Origin of the sequence: Bradyrhizobium embrapense, assembly GCF_001189235.2 — a bacterium.
Classification (GTDB): Bacteria; Pseudomonadota; Alphaproteobacteria; order Rhizobiales; family Xanthobacteraceae; genus Bradyrhizobium; species Bradyrhizobium embrapense.
Map to the genome: position 1 here is coordinate 689,306 of NZ_LFIP02000001.1, position 21,934 is coordinate 711,239.

General features: G+C 60.2%; 20 protein-coding genes and 1 pseudogene. 13 read left to right on the plus strand and 8 right to left on the minus strand.

Features of this window, described 5'->3' with window-relative positions:
- Window positions 1-57: 57 nt before the first annotated feature.
- Both AKN83_RS03615 and AKN83_RS03620 read right to left on the minus strand, forming a co-directional pair.
- A complete protein-coding gene (locus AKN83_RS03615) occupies window positions 58-1,107 on the minus strand; it encodes a S1/P1 nuclease (protein ID WP_063695172.1) in 1,050 nt (349 codons plus the stop codon).
- Between the two features lie 146 nt (window positions 1,108-1,253).
- Window positions 1,254-1,436, minus strand: a complete 183-nt coding sequence (locus AKN83_RS03620; protein WP_050406582.1) for a hypothetical protein — start codon at window positions 1,434-1,436, stop codon at window positions 1,254-1,256.
- A gap of 607 nt (window positions 1,437-2,043) precedes the next feature.
- On the opposite strand from AKN83_RS03620, the gene AKN83_RS03630 reads away from it, so the two are divergent.
- Entirely contained in the window at window positions 2,044-2,937 is an 894-nt protein-coding gene (locus AKN83_RS03630) for a 3'-5' exonuclease (protein WP_050406583.1), read from the plus strand.
- Between the two features lie 54 nt (window positions 2,938-2,991).
- On the opposite strand, the gene AKN83_RS39430 is transcribed toward AKN83_RS03630, so the two are convergent.
- From AKN83_RS39430 to AKN83_RS41690, 3 genes are all read right to left on the minus strand, one after another.
- Window positions 2,992-3,204, minus strand: coding sequence for a hypothetical protein (locus tag AKN83_RS39430; protein WP_157113193.1), 213 nt, complete (start codon window positions 3,202-3,204; stop codon window positions 2,992-2,994).
- 506 nt (window positions 3,205-3,710) lie between these two features.
- Complete coding sequence (locus AKN83_RS39435) at window positions 3,711-3,884, minus strand: hypothetical protein (protein ID WP_157113194.1); 174 nt, start codon at window positions 3,882-3,884, stop codon at window positions 3,711-3,713.
- Between the two features lie 499 nt (window positions 3,885-4,383).
- A complete protein-coding gene (locus tag AKN83_RS41690) occupies window positions 4,384-4,512 on the minus strand; it encodes a hypothetical protein (RefSeq protein ID WP_283807352.1) in 129 nt (42 codons plus the stop codon).
- Between the two features lie 169 nt (window positions 4,513-4,681).
- On the opposite strand from AKN83_RS41690, the gene AKN83_RS41035 reads away from it, so the two are divergent.
- From AKN83_RS41035 to AKN83_RS03650, 4 genes are all read left to right on the plus strand, one after another.
- Entirely contained in the window at window positions 4,682-5,095 is a 414-nt protein-coding gene (locus tag AKN83_RS41035; protein ID WP_083991904.1) for a hypothetical protein, read from the plus strand.
- A gap of 679 nt (window positions 5,096-5,774) precedes the next feature.
- Complete coding sequence (locus AKN83_RS03640; protein ID WP_157113195.1) at window positions 5,775-7,625, plus strand: recombinase family protein; 1,851 nt, start codon at window positions 5,775-5,777, stop codon at window positions 7,623-7,625.
- A gap of 1 nt (window position 7,626) precedes the next feature.
- Window positions 7,627-8,292, plus strand: coding sequence for an SOS response-associated peptidase (locus tag AKN83_RS03645; protein ID WP_050406585.1), 666 nt, complete (start codon window positions 7,627-7,629; stop codon window positions 8,290-8,292).
- A gap of 17 nt (window positions 8,293-8,309) precedes the next feature.
- Entirely contained in the window at window positions 8,310-8,822 is a 513-nt protein-coding gene (locus AKN83_RS03650) for a thermonuclease family protein (protein WP_244521872.1), read from the plus strand.
- 334 nt (window positions 8,823-9,156) lie between these two features.
- Here AKN83_RS03650 and AKN83_RS03655 read toward each other — a convergent pair whose 3' ends face one another.
- On the minus strand, window positions 9,157-9,372 hold the full coding sequence (locus tag AKN83_RS03655; protein WP_050406587.1) for a hypothetical protein: 216 nt from the start codon (window positions 9,370-9,372) through the stop codon (window positions 9,157-9,159).
- Between the two features lie 198 nt (window positions 9,373-9,570).
- Between AKN83_RS03655 and dinB the strand changes: the two are divergent.
- The 3 genes and pseudogenes from dinB (at window position 9,571) to AKN83_RS03680 (ending at window position 13,130) form a co-directional block, all read left to right on the plus strand.
- Window positions 9,571-10,675 (plus strand): annotated as a pseudogene (gene dinB / locus AKN83_RS03660) (DNA polymerase IV).
- 666 nt (window positions 10,676-11,341) lie between these two features.
- Window positions 11,342-11,599, plus strand: coding sequence for a hypothetical protein (locus AKN83_RS03675; RefSeq protein ID WP_050406590.1), 258 nt, complete (start codon window positions 11,342-11,344; stop codon window positions 11,597-11,599).
- Window positions 11,600-12,365: 766 nt separating this feature from the next.
- Window positions 12,366-13,130, plus strand: coding sequence for a TetR/AcrR family transcriptional regulator (locus AKN83_RS03680; protein ID WP_206600776.1), 765 nt, complete (start codon window positions 12,366-12,368; stop codon window positions 13,128-13,130).
- A gap of 7 nt (window positions 13,131-13,137) precedes the next feature.
- Here the strand turns inward: AKN83_RS03680 and AKN83_RS03685 are convergent, their stop codons facing one another.
- Entirely contained in the window at window positions 13,138-13,950 is an 813-nt protein-coding gene (locus AKN83_RS03685; protein WP_050406591.1) for an enoyl-CoA hydratase/isomerase family protein, read from the minus strand.
- A 70-nt stretch (window positions 13,951-14,020) separates the two neighbouring features.
- Here AKN83_RS03685 and AKN83_RS03690 point away from each other — a divergent pair, with 70 nt between their 5' ends.
- Window positions 14,021-15,967: an AMP-binding protein gene (locus AKN83_RS03690; protein ID WP_050406631.1), complete on the plus strand. Its 1,947-nt coding sequence runs from the start codon at window positions 14,021-14,023 to the stop codon at window positions 15,965-15,967.
- Between the two features lie 101 nt (window positions 15,968-16,068).
- Here the strand turns inward: AKN83_RS03690 and AKN83_RS03695 are convergent, their stop codons facing one another.
- The gene (locus AKN83_RS03695; protein ID WP_050406592.1) at window positions 16,069-16,878 is read right to left on the minus strand and encodes an enoyl-CoA hydratase/isomerase family protein; all 810 of its coding nucleotides are present in this window, start codon (window positions 16,876-16,878) and stop codon (window positions 16,069-16,071) included.
- Between AKN83_RS03695 and AKN83_RS03700 the strand changes: the two genes are divergently transcribed.
- The 4 genes from AKN83_RS03700 (at window position 16,871) to AKN83_RS03715 (ending at window position 21,918) form a co-directional block, all read left to right on the plus strand.
- Window positions 16,871-18,550, plus strand: coding sequence for a class I adenylate-forming enzyme family protein (locus AKN83_RS03700; protein ID WP_244521873.1), 1,680 nt, complete (start codon window positions 16,871-16,873; stop codon window positions 18,548-18,550). The two genes, AKN83_RS03695 and AKN83_RS03700, sit on opposite strands and share 8 nt — an antisense overlap.
- On the plus strand, window positions 18,547-19,728 hold the full coding sequence (locus tag AKN83_RS03705; RefSeq protein WP_050406593.1) for a thiolase C-terminal domain-containing protein: 1,182 nt from the start codon (window positions 18,547-18,549) through the stop codon (window positions 19,726-19,728). Before AKN83_RS03700 ends, AKN83_RS03705 begins: the two co-directional genes overlap by 4 nt.
- On the plus strand, window positions 19,725-20,144 hold the full coding sequence (locus AKN83_RS03710) for a Zn-ribbon domain-containing OB-fold protein (protein WP_244521874.1): 420 nt from the start codon (window positions 19,725-19,727) through the stop codon (window positions 20,142-20,144). Before AKN83_RS03705 ends, AKN83_RS03710 begins: the two co-directional genes overlap by 4 nt.
- A gap of 166 nt (window positions 20,145-20,310) precedes the next feature.
- Window positions 20,311-21,918 carry a carboxyl transferase domain-containing protein gene (locus AKN83_RS03715; RefSeq protein ID WP_050406594.1) on the plus strand — a complete coding sequence of 536 codons (1,608 nt, stop codon included), beginning with the start codon at window positions 20,311-20,313 and terminating at the stop codon, window positions 21,916-21,918.
- Window positions 21,919-21,934: the final 16 nt, after the last annotated feature.

Below are 21,934 nucleotides of genomic sequence, written 5' to 3' on the forward strand. Positions count from 1 at the left end.
GATCCACCCAACCACGGCACTGTCTCTACTTGGCGAGCCCGTCCGCCACCACGCTCCCTAAGGCCAAATCGCGTTCAGCAAGTTCGCCAACCGAGCACCCGCCTTCGCCAGTTGCTCACGCTTGATCTGATCGCGGGCATCCACATAGGCCGCATGATCTGGAAAGGTGATGGACCAGCCCCCGTTCGGATGAGCGACACTCGGCTGCACCTTGGCAAAGCTGGCGCCGGCAAACGCTCGCGGCGCAACCTTGATCGTATCGCTCGCCCAGGCCAACGACCAGTTCTCTATCTGATCGTTGTCTTTTGCGATCTGCTGCGCCGCCTGCAACAGGTCGAGGGCTTGCGCGACATGGAAGTTGGTCGGCGGGGCATCCCACGCCGAATGCAGATTCTTGTTGTTGTCGAACAGAGCGTTGCCGCCGATCGTCTCAGTTGAAGGATCGATCGTATGAGTCACGTCCGGATCGACCTGCTGCCCCTGCAGATCGAGATAGACCGCCCCGACATGCAGCGGCTGGTGAAGGTCCCCTATCAAATGGGCGAGAAGAAACAGCGCCTCTGCCTTTGTTGCGATCCTGAAGGGTGGCGGTGACGGGCGATCCTTCAGGACAGCAATGGCCGCATTAATGGCGGCAACGATGTCGTGCTCGTTGGTCCCCTGGAAGTTGCGGTCGAAGCGATCGCGCAGGATCGAGATGTCATCAAAATGATAGGTGTTATGACATCCCATCTCCTCGTCGAACTCGTGGCCGTTCTCCTTGCGATGCACCGTATAACTGCACTGAACGAAATTGCGCCCGACATAGGCTTCCATCAGGCCCCGGGCATCCTTGAACGGCGTGCAAGGAGCCTCAAACGCCTCTTCCACAACGTACTTGAAAGTACCGTCATCCTGGCGATGGACGCTCTTCACGCAATCCAGCCACGGCGCGGCGGTGCGCAGATCGACGCCCAGGATGGATGCAACTTTCGTCTTGGCATTCGCGGACAGCATGGCATCTGCGATAGCGCCGACAATCTGATGGCCGTCGGCGTTCCAGGCTTTCGCTTGCTGGGCCGTCAGCAGAAGCAACAGGAGGGGGAGCCTGGCGAGAAATTTCCGCATGACAAAGACCCCTCCGGCTGCAACTCGGCGGCGATAGGACAAACTCAGGTTGAGATTGCCAACATGGTGTAGCATTGCGTTGGTCGAAGCGCTCGCAGGCTCCCGTGGCCGGCGAGATGGGTTCGTCTTCGAAGACGATCAGCTTCTCAGGCGAACTCTACGGCCCGCTTTGCCTCGGCATCATACAGCCGGATCTGCAGCACCGGAAAACGGCGTTTCAAGTCCTTGGCACCGGCTTCAGCGCCCTCCCTCGTTTTGAACTCGGTCTTCACCTGGCCGTCGATAATCAACGCATAGCCATCGTTCGGTAGCCCATTCGATCGATTCATCGGTAAGTCCCCAGCCAGGATACAGTCGGTTCGAGTTACGGTGAGTCTCCCTGCCCCGGCAAGGGATGATAGGTTCTGCTGAAGCGGAACGCAGCACGCCGCACAACCGAGGCGCATCGTTAGCGCACCGAGAAACGAACGCGTCACCTGTTAGCTGCCGTTGCCCCGCGTCCTGAGCCACAAGGCCACCGCGCCGATCAGAGCCGTCAGCACCCCACTCCACCAGATCGAACGTGGCCGCGCGGCGCTGATAGAACTGAGATAGAGGATCGCGCCAAGCGCAACGCCATAGTGCTTACGAAATTCCCCGCTTCTACGAGCGATTTCAACGAGGTCCGAAGACCTGGCCTCATGATTGTCCATCACGACCGTCTCAACTCTTCTCTTTGGCAGCATGATAAGAGCGAGTTGGTTGTTTCGTCGAGTCTTATTTCGTATTTTCCGAATAATGTGATCGGAGATGCCGGCGTGCCGGTTCCACGGACAAGTTCGTACAGGGCAGCCATCTACGCGCACCGCGGAGCTATCCACAGGCACCACGATGCCTGGACCGGTCCGATCGGCTAGACTGGCGAGCTTTCGACCCAATGATCGTCCGCCATCCGATATGACCGTTCAACCGTCCCTCGCCGAGATCGCCGGCATGCTGGAGCAGTCACCCGACTACCGGGTGCTGCGCCGGCTGGTTCCCCGCTCCGACTTTACGCCGAGTGACGGGCAATCGACCAAGACCGCAATCCTGCTCGATGTCGAGACCACCGGCCTCGATCCGGCCCGCGACGAGATCATCGAGCTCGGAATGGTCAAGTTCACCTATCTTCCGGACGGGAGGATCGGCCGGGTCATCGATACCTTCACTTGCCTCAACCAGCCGTCGATCGCCATTCCCGCGGAGATCACGGCGCTGACCGGCATCACCGACGAAATGGTTGAAGGCCACACTCTCGATGAGGCGCGCATCAGCGAATTCGCCTCCGATGCGGTCGTGGTCATTGCCCACAATGCGGGGTTCGACCGCAAATTCATGGAGCGCTACGCGGCCATCTTCATCCACAAGGCCTGGGCATGCTCGGTCAGCGAGGTCGAATGGCGCGGCCATGGCTTCGAGGGTTCTCGCCTGTCCTACCTCCTGATGAAGGCGGGACTGTTTCACGAGGCGCACCGTGCCGTCGACGATTGCCTGGCGCTGCTCGAGATCCTCGCGATCACCCTGCCCCGGCTCGATCGCACCGTGCTCTCCATGCTGCTCGAGCGGGCACGCCGCAAGACGATCAGGATCTGGGCCGAGCAGTCGCCCTTCGAGCTGAAGGACGCGCTCAAGCGGCGCGGCTATCGCTGGAGCGACGGCGCCGACGGCCGGCCGCGGTCGTGGTACATCGATGTCGACGAGAGCAATCAGAATATCGAAATCGAATATCTGCAGAAAACCATCTATCAGGCGGACGTTGACATCCCGATCCAGATACTGACTGCGTTCGACCGCTTTTCAGTGAGGGGCTGACTTGCGAGTGGATGCCGGCGCGGCGCGATTGCTTGCGTTCGACCAATGTTGCGACTAGCGACGAGCCAGGAAGACCCCTAGCAGAAATGCGACCGCAATGGATTGAAGCGGAGCCGCCCTCGTCGCTTCACTCAAATGATGCAACCACCGATCCTGCGGTCGAGGTTCGAACATGGTGTCTTCAGCCATACGACGGATCGCTTCGGATGCCTGATCTATGCGCTGTTCTGGCGTAGCGGTCGGCGCCATGGAAAATTCGTCAGCCATGTAGCTTCCTTGCGCCTGCACGCGACGCTCACATGTTATACCACGCGCCAACAGACTTTTGACTGAGCATCAACGTCCACCGAACGCTGACTGTTCCTAAGCGCCCTGGGATTGCAATAGCCAGCGGCCAACCTGCTCTCCTCGTGACGGCTCCGCCTGAGACACCAGGATTTCGAATGCTGCGGCGCGCGACTACCTTTGCCCCACACTGCGCGTCCGCGAAAACCCGATCCTCCCGACCACGTATTTGGACGTGGAGGATGCCGCGGCAACCGGTTCAACGCCGGAGTTGGGGCCGCCCGTAACTTTGGAAAAAGCGGACGGCCCCTGCCGGCCACTTCCAATTGCCCCTGCCTCAAACAGAAGCGATAGCCGACAGATCAGAAACGTAAATGAGACTGCCCTGGTTTCGCGCTGCAAGGCGGCCATTCGCTTTCATCTGACCCATTTGAGCTAGGATCGCCTGCATTGGCCCGGGGGCCGGGAGGTGAGTGGGGCCCAGCACTTCAGCCCTCTCTACCGGGCCAATACTTCGCTTTGGTTGCGATCCAGCGCTCGGCGTCGGCTTCCGTTTCGAAATCTCCAATGTGAGAATCCGGCCCGTTGCCGGTCTTGACCGCGACAAACCAGCGACCGTCCTTTGTCTTCTCGGGCTGAAAATGAGGCGTCTTGATCGTCATGCCGCTCACTATGAGATGTTGACGTCCAACATGCTACCACGCTGCGACCGCACCGGACGCTTAGACCATTCGGAGCATGTGAATGACCCATACGGTCTATCAAGCTCGCGAAGTATTGCTAAAAACGAGGTGTCCGTATTCGCACGGATACAACGGGCGTGTTTTGAGGATAATGATCGTCCCCTCGGCAAATAGCGCATGGGGACGTTCGCTATGCCAACAATGTCCAGGCAAGAGACGGAAGCGCTCGCATGCAAATGCGACGTTTGCGGTCGTCACATGGCGCTGTTGGCCGAGCTCCCCTCCGTTGGCAAGTACGAAGCGGTCAATGTGTTTCGTTGCTATGGCTGCAACTCGGTGAAGTCGGAGCAAGAGGCGCGGCGCTGAGTTCGGTCCCTGACCAACTGCTTGTGGCTGACGTTCTCCTGGCGCGAGTGCTGGTGGCCTATCTCCCTGCCGTTACCGCGATCTTCGATCATGCTTTCAGATGCGGGTAGCGTCAGCCCGGAAACTGCGGTTGGATCAACGATACAATCATCCAGACGGCGATCAGGAACGCCGGCGTGCAACTCACCACCGCGGCCAACCAAAGCTCGGCGTTGGGGAACATTTCAGAATTGTCCTTCATGGTGATCCTCCGTGTGATCAACGGCCGCTGCTGGCGGTCGTTCCCGGCACGCCGGTTCCTCAGTTGACATCGGAGGCATATCCCACGACCCGCAGTGGCCTTGTCGTGTTCCGTGCCGCAACAGCTTGATAATTTGTCGCGCTCTCCGACTCCTGCTTACTGGATCAGCATGGGCTCGAAATCTCGGGAGTACATGTTCGGCGCGACGGTCAGGCACCTCGCCGAGCGGGCGAAGGAAGTACGGCTAGAGGCCGACGCGATCGCTTGCCAGGCGTGGAATGCCCGGATGCTCGCCTTCCAAGGTCCAGCCCAGCCGTCACCTGCCCTCGGTGACGCCCTCAATGCCGGCTATCGCTACCTCGAGGTAAAATGCCTCGGTTGCGATACTCACCAGACGGTCGCCCTGGATATTGTACGGCGTCCAAAGTGGACGCCTATTCACGAGCTCGAGCGCTACATGCGGTGCAAAGGATGCTCGCGCCGAGCAGGCCATCCGTTCAAGCGCAGCCATCTAGTGGCATTGCGGACGAACAAAATCTCAACCATGAATCCACCGTCGACTTGGTGGCCCGGAGAGCGATGATCCCTGTGGACACAACTTTAGTCTTAGCCCAATTGATCCAGCAACCTCTGTGCAGCTATGGTCAGCCCAGCTGGGGAGTAACTGGAAATGCGACTTTGGAGTATCGCCGGCGCGTGTTTGCTGCTTGGCGCGACCGCGGGCCTGTCGGGATGTATGGAGACTGCTGGCCCTTCCTTTAACGGACCGTCAGGCAAGCCGGTGAGCACAGCGAAATGCTACGCTTCGTCTTCTGGCTGCTTACAGCAAGCTTCACAGGCGTGTGCCGGCCCCTATCAGGTTCTCGATAGCGAAAGCCATTCCGGTGGTCTTGTCGCAGACCTCATGCCTGGACCGGTTACTTGGTACACGCTCACTTATCAATGCGGCCCATCCGATGGGAAAATGCCGACATTTGCCTTTCGAGGGCAACAATTCGTTGATACGCCTTCGGTGGTCGTCAATGCACCGGCGTCCGCGGCCCCCCTTTCATCGCCAATCACATGCCAATCGAGGCGGGTTGGCGGAATGGTGCAGACGACCTGCTAATTGGTCGGGCGTCACGGCTGACGAGTAAGCGGCGAGATCAAACATCTGATATGGCCTCGACGAAGTCGTGGGCATGCATGGCAGCATTTGCGGCCAACGCTTGGTAATGAGACCGCAGGGATAAGCCCGCTCGTCCCGGCTTTTCAAAGGAACCATGAAGGCAATTCGGCATTACCGACCAACGGCGGTTGCACGGTTGCATCGATATCTCAGGTGTTCGACGGTGTCCAAGCCACGATCATCTTCTCCGAAGGTCATAAAACGTGCGCCGGTGCCGCGCGGGCGAAGGTCTGAAGATGCCACTGCCCTCCAGGTGCAACAACAATCGCCCCCGACACTTCGGGCAGCACAATACGTGCGGATGTCGTCCGATCCTCAAAAATACTCGATCGAAATTCAAGTAGCAGCCATCGCTGTCTACGCAGCACGCCGAGGCATGGAAATCGTCCGCACCTATTCTGATCCGGGGCGCAGTGGTCTTACCATCGCCCGCCGTAAAGGTTTGCAGCAACTCATTGATGACGTCGACGGTGGGCGGTCGGATTTTGATTGCGTCCTCGTCTTCGACGTTAGCCGTTGGGGACGTTTTCAGGACACTGACGAAAGCGCCTTCTACGAGTTCATCTGCAGACGAGCCGGAATATCGGTTCACTATTGCGCTTCAGAATTTGAGAATGATGGCAGCCTGTCATCAGTGATGCTCAAGGCCCTGGAGCGCGCTAGGGCTGCCGGCTTCAGCCGGGACCTGTCGCGAAATGCATTTTTGGGTCAGTCGAATATCATCGACCGAGGATACTGGCGGGGCGGCGCGGCACCTTTCGGGCTGCGTCGGATGCTTGTCGACGCAAATGGCAAGCGTAAAGGAGTGCTGGAGCGCGGCCAGCAGAAGAACTTGAAATCTGAACGGGTCGTTCTCGTCCGAGGACCTCGCTCAGAAGTCAAGATCGTCCGCCGCATCTTCTCGTCGTTCGTGATCCGCAGAAAAAATAGGACGCAAATTGCGGAAGAGCTAAACGCTGAAGGCATATTGAGTCCCGGCGGGAAACGATGGACCGCGCTGACTGTCAGCAACCTTCTCGCGAACGAGATCTATTTGGGTCATATCGTTTTCAATCGCAGCTCAATGAAGCTTGGCGAGCGACGTGTCGACAACCCGCCTGAAATGTGGATACGTCACGACAACGCCTTTGAAGGTATCGTCGATGCCCGTCTTTTCGCTCGGGCACGAAAGCGGCTCGCGCAAGTCGCAAACAACAAGAAGGAAACCGATCAGCAGTTGCTTGATAGTTTAGCGGCTCTCTTGCGAAGAAAGGGCCGATTGTCAGTCCACATCATCCAGGCGGCAAAAGGCGTGCGTCACCCCGCTGTATACACAAATAGATTTGGCTCACTCATGAGAGCCTATGAACTTGTTGGCTACAGGCCCGGCAATCGGTACCGCTTTATGGAGATCGCGGTCGAAATTGATCACACGATCTGCTCGGTGGTCGATGATATAATCATCAATCTTAGGGGGCGCGGCGTGAACGCCTCATTTTTGCACGAACTGTACCTTGTTACGATTTCCGGAGGATTGACTGTATCGGTAGCGGTGGCGCGCGCCGTTTCGGACGGTGGCAATAGATCTCGCCGATGGGAAGTACGAAAGCTCAAGTACCAAAAGGCCGAACTTACGCTTTTGATTCGGATGGAGAGTGGCAATAGCCGCATTCGCGACTATTTCCTTCTCCCAACCGCTGCGCTTCCGTTGACGAAGGACAGGAAGAAGCTACGCGTGTCGGATCGTCTCTTCAGTCGAATGCGGCTCGACAGCCTTGAGGCCGTTATGGCAGCTCTTTATGGCAGGCTGCGCACTTCGCGAGAAGAATGCAGCAGGATTAGCGCTCTCCATCTGGCGAAGCAGAATGAAAACGCGACCTTCCCAACCTCCTTTCGCAAGCTCAGTCAGATGCCGTCACAAACAACAAATCACTCCGTGAGAAGGTCGGGTGGAGTACGACACTGACATGTGCAATCTCTACAGCATCACGACCAACCAAGCGGCAATCCTGAACCTCTTTCGGGTCGTCAACCGATACGTCGGCAACTTGGCTCCCATGCCCGGCGTCTTTCCGGACTACCCCGCCCCCGCTATTCGCAATGCCGGTCACGAACGCGAGATGGTGCTGATGCGCTGGGGCATGCCTCCGCCGCCACGCACCGGCGGCCCGCCCGTTACGAATATCCGCAACACGTCCTCGCCGCACTGGCGCGGCTGGCTTAAGCCGGAGCAACGGTGCATAGTCCCTTTCAACAGCTTCGCCGAATACGCTCCCGAGCCGAACCCGCAGACTAAGAAAAAGGACGTCGTTTGGTTCGCTCTCAGTGATGGTCGACCGCTGACCGCCTTTGCCGGTATCTGGGCCGAGTTCAAGGGCGACCGCGGGACGAAGTCCAAGCCGGTCCCGGGACCGCACCTCGTCTACGGCTTCCTGACGACCGAGCCGAATGAGGTCGTTGCACCGATCCACCCAAAGGCGATGCCGGTGATCATAACCACCGACGAGGAGCGCGACGTCTGGATGCGCGCGCCGTGGGACGAAGCCAAGGCGCTTCAGCGCCCGTTGGCCAACGATGCGCTGAAGATCGTCGCCAGGGGTGAGGCCAAGGAAGATATCCTGGTGTCGCCATGAGGCGCCGGTGGCGTCTCGTGGTCGCCACGGCCAGCCTGGTTGTCGCCACGCCCGCGACAGCGGATGACATCATCGGCCGCGCCAGCGTGATCGATGGCGATACGATCGAAATCCACGGCACGCGCATCCGATTGTGGGGCATCGTCGCGCCCGAAAGCGATCAGCTGTGCAGGAATGACGACAGCAAGCTCTATCGGTGTGGACAACAAGCCGCGACCGCGTTGGACGTTCTCCTCTATCTGGTCAAACGACCGGTGATCTGCAGTTCGAAAGGCAAAGACCAGTACGGCCGGACCGTCGCCGTCTGCAAGGTCGGCGATCCTGGCCCCGACATGGCTCACTACATTGTTGGAAAAGGACTAGCCCTGGATTGGCCAAAATACTCTCGTGGCTACTACGCCGAGGCCCAAACCAAGGCTCAAACCGCCGGCCGCGGGATTTGGTCGGGTTCGTTCGTCGCCCCGTGGCTCTACAGAGCGTGCATCCGAGCGGGCCAGAGGCCGTCCTACTGCTCGGACGAGGCGAAGTAAGCACTCATGCCGAGCATCCACCAAGAGCCACGGTCGAATCCCCTACTGCAGCCCTGCCCTCGCCGAGGCGACCAATCGCTTCGCGAGGTTGCGGTGGTGATAACCATGCTGCACAACGTCATCCCGAATGCTGTGGCTGACCGACCGAACGACACGCTTCTGCTTGCGCCACCTTCCGGCGATCGCGGGAGGCATAGAGCCACCTCGAGCAACAACCAGGAGCTCATTGCTCCTGTTCAAATAAATATCGTACATAAAACTCCCCGCTTGAGTGCGCCTGCCCGGAAGTCCGGTTCAGCTTCGACTGGGAGACAGCAGACCCGGCCCCGCGCCACTATGCCGGACGGCCTTCCAGGACGCCGCGCAACGCCCTTCGGGCAACACGCTTGAGGGCTCCGAGCGTCTTCTTCCCTTGCTGGGCGGCCCTCAACAGCTTCCGCGCGATGAATTTTCTGGTTTCGTGATCGCCGCCGGCCTTCGGGAGGTCGCGACAGACATCGTCCAGAACAACGTCAAGATTGGCGGTCGTCCGCTCGTCAAACTGCTTCATGAAAATGCTCGCAACGAAAAGAAGGCAAGTATACCGGGCGAAGGGCCGAATGGTCCCAAGCCTGAGGCGATGTCGCCAAGTCCAGCAGCAAGTCTCGTAGCATGAGGCTGGTGACGTCCGGCCAGCCAGTTCGGAACGAGGCTTATCCCCGCTTTCCCCGCCATTCCCGCGCGCGACGGCCTCGGCTATTGTCGCCGAATGAGTTCGCCGGAGCAGGCGCGGGACAGCGGCGAGGCCCGACCGCGCAAGATCATCCATATCGACATGGACGCGTTCTACGCGTCGGTGGAGCAAAGGGACAATCCCGACTTGCGCGGCAAGCCATTGGCCGTGGGCGGCTCCGCAGAACGCGGCGTCGTGGCCGCAGCGAGCTATGAGGCTCGCAAATTCGGGGTTCGCTCGGCAATGCCGTCGGTCACCGCCAAGCGTCAGTGTCCGGAGCTGATCTTCGTCAAGCCACGGTTCGAGGTCTACAAGGCCGTCAGCCGGCAGATCCGGGACATCTTCGCCGAGCACACGGAAATCATCGAGCCGCTGTCGCTGGACGAGGCATATCTCGACGTCACCGAAAATCTTCAGAACATCCCCCTCGCAACCGAAATCGCCACGGCGATCAGGGCCAAAATCCTCGCCGAAACGGGCCTTACGGCCTCCGCCGGGATCTCCTATAACAAGTTCCTCGCGAAGCTCGCGTCCGACCATCGCAAGCCCAACGGTCAGTTCGTCATCACCCCCAGGATGGGGCCCACCTTCGTGGAAAGTCTCCCGGTTGGCAGATTCCACGGCATCGGTCCGGCGACGACTGCTAAATTCAACGGCCTCGGCATCTTCACCGGGCTCGACATCCGCAATCAATCACTCGAGTTCATGAATGCGAATTTCGGCAAATCGGGCGCCTACTACTACTGGATCTCGCGCGGGGTTGATGAGCGTCCGGTTCGGGCGAACCGGATCCGGAAGTCAATCGGCGCAGAGAATACGTTCTCGAACGATCTGGCAGCGTTCGACACTTTGGCGGCAGAGCTCCAGCCGCTCATCCAAAAGGTCTGGCGGCATTGCGAAAGCACTGGCACCCGGGGACGCACGGTGACGCTAAAGATCAAGTTCTTCGATTTCGAGATCATCACACGCAGCCGATCTGTGCCAACCCAGGTGTCGAACCACGCGGACCTCGAACGTCTTGCCATCGACCTGTTGCGGCACGAGATGCCGCTGCAGAAATCCGTACGCTTGCTCGGCGTCTCGCTGTCCGCGCTCCAAGAGCAAAGACCGAGCGGAACCTCAACTCGATCTCCCGATCTAACGCGCTAGACATTCGAGAGGAATTGGATCGATACTTCTGGGACACGAAGAAGCCACCACCCGTCGCCCAGGCAAATGGACATGAATGCACAAGGGCTCGCGGCCTTTTGTTTTCTCGCGATTTTCAACGTACTCCCAGCTGCATCTGCCCTCACCCTGGAAGATATCAGGACCAGGCTTGAGGCAGCTGGCTATTCGCATATCCGCGAAGTGCCATCCGGAAAGATCAAGACGTTCAAGGCAACACGGGATGGGAAGGAAAGGTCCATCCTCGTAGATAGCACCGGCCATTTCCAGGAGTTGCAATAGCGTCCCTGAGGCTGGAGCGGTTACGAGGGTCACACGCGCAGCCGCAACGAGATTTCGGTACTCGTGAATGTCCTTTCCGGTGTCAGCACGACCATGTCGACGACGGTCATCGAGCCGAGGTGGCTGTACATGTATTTGACGTGCCAAAGCGGCCCGACGTCGGGTGAGATAACAAAATCTCCGGATTCCAGCGCGCGAGCGATCGCCCTGACCGCCGCACTATTCCTTATTGGAAGTGAGAACACCGCGTCGGCGTCAAGTCTTTCGGCAAATTCTGAAATTGCCCTTGCCGACGACAGGAGGCGTAAACATCTATCACCCAGCGACAGCTCCTTACCCTAATCCTACCGGTAGCAAAATGGACCTGACCGAAATCCAGGACTACGCGATACAAGCAAGAATGGCGCTCATCGTGGGCGCGGGAACGTTTGACCGCGTCTTTGCCGGCATCCGCTTTGCGGAGATCGACGGGCCACTTCTATATGTCTACGCAAGGGACGAGTCGACCGCGGCCGAGATCGAGGACAATTTCGCCCCGCGCATCGCAATCGTTGCTTCGCAGATCGTCGGCCGAGAAATCGACGTAGTTGTCGTGCTGCCGAAGGTCCTTCAGTAATGAGCCCGTCAAATGCCGCCCGTTGTTCAGGCGCCGGATCACCGCAGTGGCCGCAGGGGATCAGGAGCGGCTCGTTGCAGACTGCGACTATCGCAAATCCACGGCCGGTTCGACGCTCGAACACCGTATTGATCCGGATTTCGGTACAGATAGGTCGGCCGTAATATTATCTCTGCCGACGTTACCGTAACTTGCAGAGCATTTTTCACCTTTGAGCTTTTACAAGCCAATTGCAACCGGCCAAAAAAGGACCGCCCTCGGACGGTCCTTTTCGATTCCAGGCCCGCTCCAACGATCATTGTAGGAATTCAAGCTTTGACGAAGGAGCAGCTTGCTCGAGACGCGGCAGACATATTTCGATTGCTGCGAGCATTCCGAGCGATCAGGGATCGAACTGCGCGGAAGGTCGTTGTCGAGACCGTCGAGGCAATGGCCGAAGGCCGCACTGCCGACAAGCCACTTGAGGACAACACTGGAAAGCCTCGCACGTGAGCGGTGAACACCTCAGCATCGCTTTTCGCTAGGAAAAGGCGCGTGCCGGTGCGGTTGCGCTGGCGCACCCTGCCCCAAGTGCAACAGGCCGAAACCTGATGATGAATTTCCGCGGTTGCCACGGGGGGCAGAAACATGTTCGGCGGGCGCGGCCGGCGATAATCCCTCCAACTGACCTCGGCCCTCAATTGCCAGTGCCTAAGATTCAATTCGAATATGCCTTCTGTCAGATGTTGCCATACGCGGCGGAATCTGCTTCGACAGCGATCATTGGTTGCACGAACCGGCAGGCCAATATTTCAAGATGGAGCTTGCGGTAGGCATGAAGGCGGCGCGGTCATCCCTGCGTTCCGGTGACCGGTCCGGTCCGAGGCCGGCGGTGCGCCGGCCGAAAGCCCCCTCCGTAAGCCGTGGGCACAAGGCCGAGCCTGACAAAACCTCTGCGGTCGCAACGCCCAAATCCGAGCGGTCGCGTGACCTCATCCTGCACTCAGCAGCACAGCTGTTTCGTCGCCAGGGGTTTTCGGCCACCACCCTGCGCCAGATCGCAGCAAGGGCCAAAATCAAGGCCGGCAGCATCTACTATCATTTCGATTCCAAGGAGCAGATTCTCGACGAAGTGCTGGACCGCGGCCTCCGCCACGTGTTCGAGACCGTGAAAAACTCGGTCGAACGTGCCGGAAAGGTATCACACCGACGCAAGATTGCTCTTGCGATCGAGGCCCATCTCGTCGCGCTCCTCGAGACGAGCGACTTCACATCAGCCAACATTCGAATCTACGGACAATTGCCGGAGCAACTGAAGAAGCCGCACCGACCGCTGCGGCGCGCGTACGCGGAATACTGGGACCAGCTTTTCATCGATGCCCGCCGCGCCGGCGAGATCCGCGCCGATATGGAGGTCGTGCCATTGCGTATGTTCGTGATCGGCGCTCTCAACTGGACAATCGAGTGGTTCAGGCTGGAAAACAGGGATGCCGTGCTCGAATTGGCCCGCCGCACGGAGACGCTGATCTTCGAAGGCGTCAACAAGCCCTGATCCCAATCTATCGGCCGTGCCAGACCGGCTTTCGCTTCTCTGCGAACGCCTTGGGCCCTTCGATCGCGTCGAGACTGGCATAGACCTCCTTATGCAAACGCTCTGCCTCAACGAGCCCCTGTGCAAGACCCAGGTCCATTGCGGCAAGCACGCTCGATTTGGCCGCCTTGACGGACAGTGGCGCGCCCTCGACGATTTTCCGGGCCAGTTCCAGCGCACGTTCGCGCACAGCGCGTGGCGTGTCCTCAAGCGAGTTCGTGAAACCATGTTCCGCGAGGCGTTCGATCGGAATTGTTTCACCGGTCAGGACCATCTCCATCAACAGCGGCTGCGGGACCATCCATAACATCGGCACCGCCCACGGGGACCCGCGCCCCATCTTCACCTCGGTTATCCCTGCTCGGGTGCCGCGCAATCCGATCCTCAAGTCGCACTTCAGCGCAAGCATCATCCCGCCGGCCATCAGAGATCCCGTCATGGCAGCAATGATTGGCTTGGCGACCTTCTGCATCGCGTGCTGCATGGGATCGCGCATCAGCGTCAGAATATCCACCCCGTCCCTCGCCCGGATCTCCGCGGCCTGCTTCAGGTCCAACCCTGCGCAGAATACCCCGCAATCGGTTGAGGTCAGGATGATCGCGCGGACGGCGGCGTCAGCCTCTGCCCTGCCCCAGGCGCCGGTCAGGCCGTTCATCGCCTCTACCGAGAGCGCATTCTTGCGTTCGGGACGGTCGATGGTCACGGTCGCTATGCCGTCTTCGACCGAATAGCGGACTTGCTCTTTTTCAGCCACGATATCTTCTTCCTTGAATTCTAACATTTGTTAGAATACATCGCCGCACGCCAGATGCAAGAACATGGCGCAGCTCTTTGAGGCAGGAGGAAGCAAGATGGCGTATCTCTGGACGCCCCCGGCGGAACTGGTGGAAAAGAGCAACCTGAGCGCGTTTCTTCGCGCCACGGGGCAACCCAACTACGACGCGCTGGCGGTCAAAGCCGAGATTGATCCGGCCTGGCTCGTGCAGGAAGTGTTCGAGTTCTGCGACGTCCGCTTCTATCGCAAGCCCGAGAAGATCCTGGATCGTGCACGGGGCGAACCGTGGGCGCGCTGGTGCGTCGGCGGGACCACGAACATCGTCCTCAATTGCATCGACAAGCACCGCGGAACTGAAGTCTGGGACAGAACATTCCTGGTCTGGGAAGGCGAAGACCACAGCGAGCAGCGACGACTGAGCTACGCCGAATTCGAGTCCGCCGTCGGGCGGCTAGCCTCGGGCCTGCGCAAGCTTGGAATAGGCAGGGGCGACGTTGTTGCGATCTATATGCCCAACCTGCCCGAAACCTTCGTGGCCTTCTTTGCAATCCTGAAGATCGGCGCAATCGTGATGCCACTGTTTTCCGGCTTCGGGCCCGACCCGATCCGGGCGCGGCTCAACCATGGTGAAGCAAAGGCCGTCATTACCGCGAACGGCACCTGGCGCCGCGGCGCTCCTGCTCCGCTGAAATCGGTTCTCGATGAGGCGCTGGTGACCGCGCCAACCGTCCAGCATGTGATCGTGGCCGACCGCGGCGGGCTTGGCATCGACACCCCTATGCGAATGGATCGCGACCACTGGTGGGATGAGATCGCGAAGGAGGCGACAAACCTTCCGACCGTCGAGATGGACGCGGAAGATCCCGCCATCCTTCTCTATACGTCCGGAACGACTGGCGAACCAAAGGGCTGCGTGTGGACGCATATCAGCTTCATTGGCTCGATGGTGACGCGGGATATGATCATCTGCGGCGACTTCAAGCCAACCGACCTGTTTTTCTTCTTCAGTGACATGGGGTGGATGGTGGGCGCCATGTGCGCCTGCATTCCAAGTTTCGCCGGCGGCAGGCTCCTCGTGGCCGAGGGGACCCCCGATTATCCCGATACGGGACGCTTCTGGCGCCTGATCGCCGATCACCAGGTCACCTATCTCGGTGTTTCGCCGACCATTGTGCGCGGCATGATGCGCCATGGCGAGGAAGTCGACGGATACGACCTCTCCAGCCTGCGGATAACGGCTTCGGGCGGCGAGGCCTGGACGGAGACGCCGTGGCGATGGTTCTTCGAGCACGTCTGCAAGTCGAAGATTCCGATCATCAACATTTCCGGCGGAACGGAAGTCGGCGGATGCATCTTCACCGGCACCCCGAACCATCCGATGAACCCGTGTTCGTTCTCCCGGCCGGCCCTCGGCGTCGGCGCAGATATCGTCGACATGGCGGGTAGCCCTGTCCCCGACGGTGAGGTCGGCGAATTGGTGCTGCGTCATGCATCGATCGGGCTGACCAAGAGCCTGTGGAAGGGCGACCAGCGCTATCTCGAGAGCTACTGGAACACGATTCCGGGAATCTGGGTGCATGGCGACTTTGCCATGCGCGGCAAGGACGGCCTCTATTATATTCTTGGCCGCTCGGACGACACTCTCAAGATCTCGGGCAAGCGCGTCGGACCGGCGGAGCTCGAGGGCGTGCTGACCGCAACCGGCAAGGTTGCGGAAGCCGCCGTCTTCAGCGTCCCGCACCCTGTCAAAGGCTCCGCCATCGTGTGTGCCTGCGTGCCGAGCCCCGGTACAAAGGATTCACGCGTGCTGTCAGAAGAGCTCGCCCAAGCCCTGGTGCACGGAATGGGCACATCGTACCGCCCGGAAAGGGTGTTGCTGGTCGATGACCTGCCGAAAACGCGCAACATGAAGATCATGCGCCGTGTGCTCCGCGCAGTGTTCGAGAACAAGGACCCCGGCGATCTGTCGGCGCTGGCCAATCCCGAGGCGATCGAGCACATTCGCCAGAAGCTCAAAGTGTAACAGTCGGCCCGGACTGGTCCGGACCGGGCAACGTCCGCGTAGTGCGAGGCAAGGCGTCAAGGCAACCACAAGTGAGTTGCCTTGACGAGAAATGGGCGAATCTAGATCGGGCAATCCTTGGGGAACGCAGGCTTGCGCTTCTCGAGGTGCGAGGCCAGCCCTTCGCGAGCCTCATTGCCGGCAAAGCCGAGGATCTCGAGCGCAGTGGACGTGTCGAACAGCGGCCCGTTGACGCGAAGCCAGTTGTTCAACGCATATTTGGTCCAGCGGATCGCACTCTGCGCACCCGTTGCGAGATCCTGCGCTGTTTCCAACGCGATGTTTTGCAGCTCCGCATCTTCGACGCACAGCGAAACCAGGCCGATCCGCTCGGCTTCCTCACCCGACAGCGGCTTGCATGTGAGCAGATAGTACTTTGCCTTCGCCAGCCCGCAGAGCAGCGGCCAGATGATGCAGGCAACGTCGCCAGCGGCGACACCGAGCCTGGTGTGCCCGTCGACGATCCGCGCCGATTTGCCACAGATCGACACGTCGGCAAGGATCCCGACCACGAGGCCGGCCCCCACGGCGACGCCGTTGATCGCCGAGATGATGGGCTTGTTGCAGTTGATGACGTTGTAGACGAGATCCTTGGCCTCTCTCCAGGTCGCCATCCGCGCAGCCGGATTGTCGAGCAGCGACTTGATCAGTTCGAAATCGCCACCGGCCGAGAATGCCTTGCCCGCCCCCGTGACAATCACGGCGTTGATGTCGGGGTCGCTGTCGATGTCTCTCCAGATGTGGGTGAGCTGTGTATGGGTCTCGGCGTCGACGGAATTGTAGGTCTCCGGTCGGTCGAAGGTGATCCGAAGGATCCGTTCAGCCGGATAGTCGAGCTTCAATCTCGTGTAGGCCGCATATCGATTGGACATATTGATCTTCCCGCTCTTGGCGCATAAGAAGCGCTACCAATTAATTCTAACAGATGTTAGAATTTACAATCGGCCGGCGCAAGCACTGGTTCGAAACAAGAATATCAAAAGAGCGCTCGAGGAAACGTTGATGGAAACCGGCCTCAATATCCAGACCGACGGCGGATCCGGCATCGGAACCGTCGGTGCGCTGTTCGAGGCCTGCGCGGAGCTTCACGCCCACAGGCTTGCGATCGAATACCGCGACCGGCTCGTAACCTACGGCGAGTTACGCGACCGGGTCCGTCGGCTAACTGCCCTGCTTGCGGCGCGGGGCCTGCACCGGGGCGACCGGCTCGGCTTGCTGTCGCGCAACCGCCCCGAATACCTGGAGATCGAGCTGGCTGCCGCCAATCTCGGGGTCATCACGGCTTGTCTTAACTGGCGGTTGTCGGAGCGCGAGCTCTCCTATTGCATCGAGCTGGTGTCGCCCAAGCTGCTCCTGGTCGAGGGCGACCTCGCAGCAAACCTCCCGCCGGCCGCCAGGGCGAATCCAATCCTGGAGATTGGGCCTCAATACGAAAGCGAGCTCGCCCGACAGGATGGGCAGGCTTGCCCGTCCATCGCCCAACCGGAAGATGGGCTCGTCATTCTCTACACCAGCGGAACGACCGGCCTGCCGAAAGGTGCCGTGATTTCACACCGCGCAATGGTGATGCGGGCGCTGGTGTTTTCTTCCGAGCTCGGCATCGCACCGCACGACACGTTCGTCGCATGGGCACCGCTGTTCCACATGGCCTCGACTGATCATGCGTTGGCCACCCTGCTGCGAGGTGGAACTGTCGTTGTGATCGACGGCTTCCAGCTGGAGCCGTTGCTGGCGGCGGTCTCCCAACGCCACATTGGTTGGCTGGTTCTCATTCCCGGCATGGTGGAGGCCCTTATCGATGGCCTGAAAGCGCAACGCACCAAAGTGAAAGGCGTGCGGGTCTGCGGAGCCATGGCGGATCTTGTCGCCCCACATGCCATTGCCGAGGTCACCCAGCTGCTCGGCGCGCCCTATCTTAACAGCTTCGGTTCGACCGAGACCGGCTTGCCGCCGGCGACGCGAGCGCTGATTGCGCCCGGCGATGTGCCAACGAGGCTGTCCAAACGGCAAAATGCGTTCTGCCAGATCAAGCTGGTGGATACCTCCGACAACGAGGTCGCAGCCGGCGAGCCCGGCGAGCTGGTCATCCGCAGCCCGACACTGTTCTCGGGCTATTGGCGCGCCAACGAGACCAACGCGCGCGACTTCCGCGGCGGCTGGTTTCACATGGGCGACGTGTTCAGGCGCAACGCCGACGGATCGCTCGATTTCGTCGACCGTGCCAAATACCTTATCAAATCAGGTGGCGAGAATATCTATCCGGCCGAAATCGAGCGTGTCCTGCTAGGTGATGACCGGATCGCGGAGGTCGCAGTCGTCCGCGCTGCCGACCCAAGGTGGGGAGAAGCCCCGGTCGCCTTTGTCGCCTGCCGCGAAGGGGTTGTGATGACGGAGGCCGAACTCACGGAGCTGTGCCGCCGGGAACTGGCAAGCTACAAGCGGCCGCGCGAATTTCGCTTCATTGCCTTTGGTGAATTCCCTCGCTCGACAAGCGGCAAGGTCCAGCGCCACGAACTCGAGCGCCTGTTGAAAGCTTCAACATGAGCGACACCAGCCTCAGAGGAAAGGTTGCCGTCATCGGCATCGGATTATCAGCGGTCGGCAAGGTGCCAGGCCGCAGTCCGCTCTCGCTTGCCGCAGAGGCAGCCAGAAACGCACTTGCCGATGCCGGGGTCGCCAAGGGCGAGGTGGACGGCGTGCTGTCGAGCCACGCCTTCGCCTCACCGTTCCATCGCTTCAGCGTTGCCTTCAGCGAATATTTTGGAATCCGGCCGACATTCTCGAACACGTTGCAGGTGTCCGGCGCCACGGCGGCGACGATGTTCAGCATTGGTGCGGCCGCCATTCACGGCGGTCTCGCCAAGGTGGTGCTACTGGTCGCGGCCGACAGTCTCATGACGGGACTGACGCCGGACCTGGCGCTGCGTTCGCTCACGGAAAGCCGCGATCAGCAATACGAGATGCCGTTCGGCATTCCGGTTGCCAACACCTTCGCGATGACCGCGCACCGGCATATGAGGGAGTTCGGCACCACGCCAGAGCAGCTGGCGGAGGTCGCCGTCGTGCACAGGCGTCACGCGGCGCGGACCCCCGGTGCACAACAGACCGCACCGATCACCACGGCGGACGTGCTGGATTCGCCGATGGTCACCACGCCCTATCACAAGCTCGACTGCTCGCTGATCTCGGACGGCGGCGCGGCCTTTGTCCTCACGTCGGCTGAGCATGCGAAGGCCCTCGGGATCGGGAAGCCGATCTACATCCTCGGTTGCGGAGAATGCTACACCCACGAGCACATCTTCCTGATGCCGTCCCTGACCACGACCGGGGCCGTCGAATCCAGCCGGAGAGCGTATGCAATGGCCGGCTACCAGCCGAGCGATATGGATGTCGCCGGCGTCTATGATTGCTTCACAGGCACTGTGGTCATGATGCTTGAGGACCTCGGCTTTTGCCGGAAGGGCGAAGGCGGTCCGTTCGTCGCCGACGGACAGATGAGCTACGGCGGCCAGATACCCTCCAACACCCATGGCGGCTTGCTGTCATTCGCACATTCCGGAATGCCCGGTGCCCTGTTCCACTTCCATGAGGTGATCGCGCAGCTGCGCGGTCAATGCGACCAGCGGCAGGTCGAACGCGCCGCACTTGGGTTGGTGCACAGCCTCGGCGCGGGATTCGCCACCAACGCCACGACCATTCTCGGCACGGAGGGAACGTTGTGATTGCATCCGAGGATTCCACGCGAAAGCCCCTGCCCGCACCGGATGCCGATACGACCACGTTCTGGCGTGGCCTGCGGCAAGGCAAGCTCCTGCTGCAACACTGCCGCCGCTGCCGGAACGTGCAGTACTACCAGCAAGCCACTTGTCGCGAATGCGGCGGCGATGAGCTCGAGCACCGGCCGGCAACCGGCCGCGGCAAGGTACACTCCTTCAGCGTGGTCCATCGAGCTCCCGGTCCCGCATTCAAGGCGGATGTCCCCTATGCCGTGTTGCTCGTCGAGCTCGCGGAAGGGCCGCGCATGATCAGCACCTTGACGGGAAGCGATCCGGAGGACGTCACCTTTGACATGGAGGTCGAGCTCGCATTCGACCAGGTCTCCGACGACATAACCCTGCCCCGCTTCCGGAAAGCCTGAGGACCAGCATGAGTTCTGCTTGCATCCACGCGCTATCGATTCTAACAATTGTTAGAATTTCACCGTGCCGCGATTTTGTAGCGCTCGCATCGCCAACCCACCGGTCGTTTCATACTCGCGGCAAGCCATCCATCGGCTTGCCCCACAGCCGCCAGGACCTCCCGCAATGGCAATCATGAAATCGGACGTCGTCACCTCGACCGAGGAATACGCCCGCAACCGCAGCGCCTATGCCGAGCGTGTTGCGGATCTCAGGCGGCGCCGCGCTGCGGCAGCGCTCGGCGGTCCGGAACGGGCGCGCAAGCTTCACAAGGAACGTGATCAGCTGCTGCCGCGCGAGCGGATCGCGGCACTGATCGATCCCGGATCCCCATTCCTCGAATTCTGTCAACTGGCCGGCGAAGGCCTGTACGAGGGCGTGCCGCCCGGCGGCAGCATCATCACCGGCGTCGGAATGATCTCCGATCGTCCCTGCATGATCATCGCCAACGAGCCCACCGTAAAGGGCGGCACCTACTACGGTATCACCTGCAAGAAGCATGTTCGTGCGCAGCGCTTCGCCTGGCAGCACCGCCTGCCCTGCGTGACGCTGGTCCAATCCGGCGGCGCCAACCTGCCCGACCAGCCCAATATCTTCCCTGACGATGGCCAGTTTGGCTCGATCTTTTACAACCAGGTCAGAATGTCAGCCGAAGGCATCCCGCAAATTGCGGTGGTGCACGGTCCTTCTACCGCCGGAGGAGCCTACATTCCCGCCTTGAGCGATGAGACCGTGATCATCCGAAACCAGGGCGCCATGTTCCTCGGCGGGCCGCAGCTGGTCTATGCGGCAACTCGCGAAGAGGTCGGCATCGAGGCACTCGGCGGCGGCGAGATGCATAGCCGAGTGAGCGGCGTCACTGATCATCTCGCCGAGAACGACGCTCATGCAATTGCCATCACGCGCGAGATCGTCGCCAGTCTCGGCGAGATTCCGCGGCAAAGCCGAACCGTCGCTCCGGTGCGCGCACCACAATTCGACCCCAATGAAATCTACGGCCTGATCAGTTCGGATCCACGCATTCCCACCAATAATCGCGACGTCCTTGCGCGTCTCATAGACGGCAGTGAATTCCATGAGTTCAAGCCGTTCTATGGCGATACGCTGGTGACCGGCTTCACGCGGATCATGGGCTTCGAGATCGGAATCCTCTGCAACAACGGTGTGCTGTTCTCCGAAAGTGCGCTGAAGGCCACGCACTTCATCGAGCTGTGCTGCAAGCGCGACATTCCGCTGCTGTTCATGGCCGACGTCACAGGCTTCATGGTTGGCCGCGAAGCGGAGGAAGGCGGCATCACCAAGAACGGCGCGAAAATGATCACGGCAATGGCAAGCGCCAACGTCCCGAAATACACGCTGATCATGGGCAATGCCTACGGCGCGGGCTACCTCGCCATGTGCGGCCGGGCGTTCCGGCCAAACGCCATGATGATGTGGCCCAATGCCCGTTCCGCCATCATGGGTCCCGACCAGGCCGCGACCACGCTCGCGATGGTTCGTGACGAGGTGCACAAACGCGAAGGCACGACCTGGAAGGAAGGCGAGCGCGAGGCCTACATGACGCCGACCCGGCGAACATTCGAGGATTTCGCCAATGCCTACAATTTCGCCCGCAACACCTGGTGCGACATGGTGATCGATCCGCTCGAAACCCGCAATGTGATGGCGCTCTTACTTGACCTCGCCGGGCGCGTCCCGCGTCAACACACCGATTTCGGCGTGTTCCGGATGTAGATGCAGGGGACCCGCC

What these genes read in the sequence shown, in the direction of transcription:
- AKN83_RS03615 (WP_063695172.1), bottom strand. Translation starts at nt 1,107, where the DNA reads ATGCGGAAATTTCTCGCCAGGCTCCCCCTCCTGTTGCTTCTGCTGACG.
- AKN83_RS41035 (WP_083991904.1), top strand. Translation starts at nt 4,682, where the DNA reads ATGGGCTCGAAATCTCGGGAGTACATGTTCGGCGCGACGGTCAGGCAC.
- AKN83_RS03620 (WP_050406582.1), bottom strand. Translation starts at nt 1,436, where the DNA reads ATGAATCGATCGAATGGGCTACCGAACGATGGCTATGCGTTGATTATC.
- AKN83_RS03645 (WP_050406585.1), top strand. Translation starts at nt 7,627, where the DNA reads ATGTGCAATCTCTACAGCATCACGACCAACCAAGCGGCAATCCTGAAC.
- AKN83_RS39435 (WP_157113194.1), bottom strand. Translation starts at nt 3,884, where the DNA reads ATGACGATCAAGACGCCTCATTTTCAGCCCGAGAAGACAAAGGACGGT.
- AKN83_RS41690 (WP_283807352.1), bottom strand. Translation starts at nt 4,512, where the DNA reads ATGAAGGACAATTCTGAAATGTTCCCCAACGCCGAGCTTTGGTTGGCC.
- AKN83_RS03630 (WP_050406583.1), top strand. Translation starts at nt 2,044, where the DNA reads ATGACCGTTCAACCGTCCCTCGCCGAGATCGCCGGCATGCTGGAGCAG.
- AKN83_RS03655 (WP_050406587.1), bottom strand. Translation starts at nt 9,372, where the DNA reads ATGAAGCAGTTTGACGAGCGGACGACCGCCAATCTTGACGTTGTTCTG.
- AKN83_RS03690 (WP_050406631.1), top strand. Translation starts at nt 14,021, where the DNA reads ATGGCGTATCTCTGGACGCCCCCGGCGGAACTGGTGGAAAAGAGCAAC.
- AKN83_RS03640 (WP_157113195.1), top strand. Translation starts at nt 5,775, where the DNA reads ATGAAGGCAATTCGGCATTACCGACCAACGGCGGTTGCACGGTTGCAT.
- AKN83_RS39430 (WP_157113193.1), bottom strand. Translation starts at nt 3,204, where the DNA reads ATGGCTGACGAATTTTCCATGGCGCCGACCGCTACGCCAGAACAGCGC.
- AKN83_RS03675 (WP_050406590.1), top strand. Translation starts at nt 11,342, where the DNA reads ATGGACCTGACCGAAATCCAGGACTACGCGATACAAGCAAGAATGGCG.
- AKN83_RS03685 (WP_050406591.1), bottom strand. Translation starts at nt 13,950, where the DNA reads ATGTTAGAATTCAAGGAAGAAGATATCGTGGCTGAAAAAGAGCAAGTC.
- AKN83_RS03715 (WP_050406594.1), top strand. Translation starts at nt 20,311, where the DNA reads ATGGCAATCATGAAATCGGACGTCGTCACCTCGACCGAGGAATACGCC.
- AKN83_RS03695 (WP_050406592.1), bottom strand. Translation starts at nt 16,878, where the DNA reads ATGTCCAATCGATATGCGGCCTACACGAGATTGAAGCTCGACTATCCG.
- AKN83_RS03705 (WP_050406593.1), top strand. Translation starts at nt 18,547, where the DNA reads ATGAGCGACACCAGCCTCAGAGGAAAGGTTGCCGTCATCGGCATCGGA.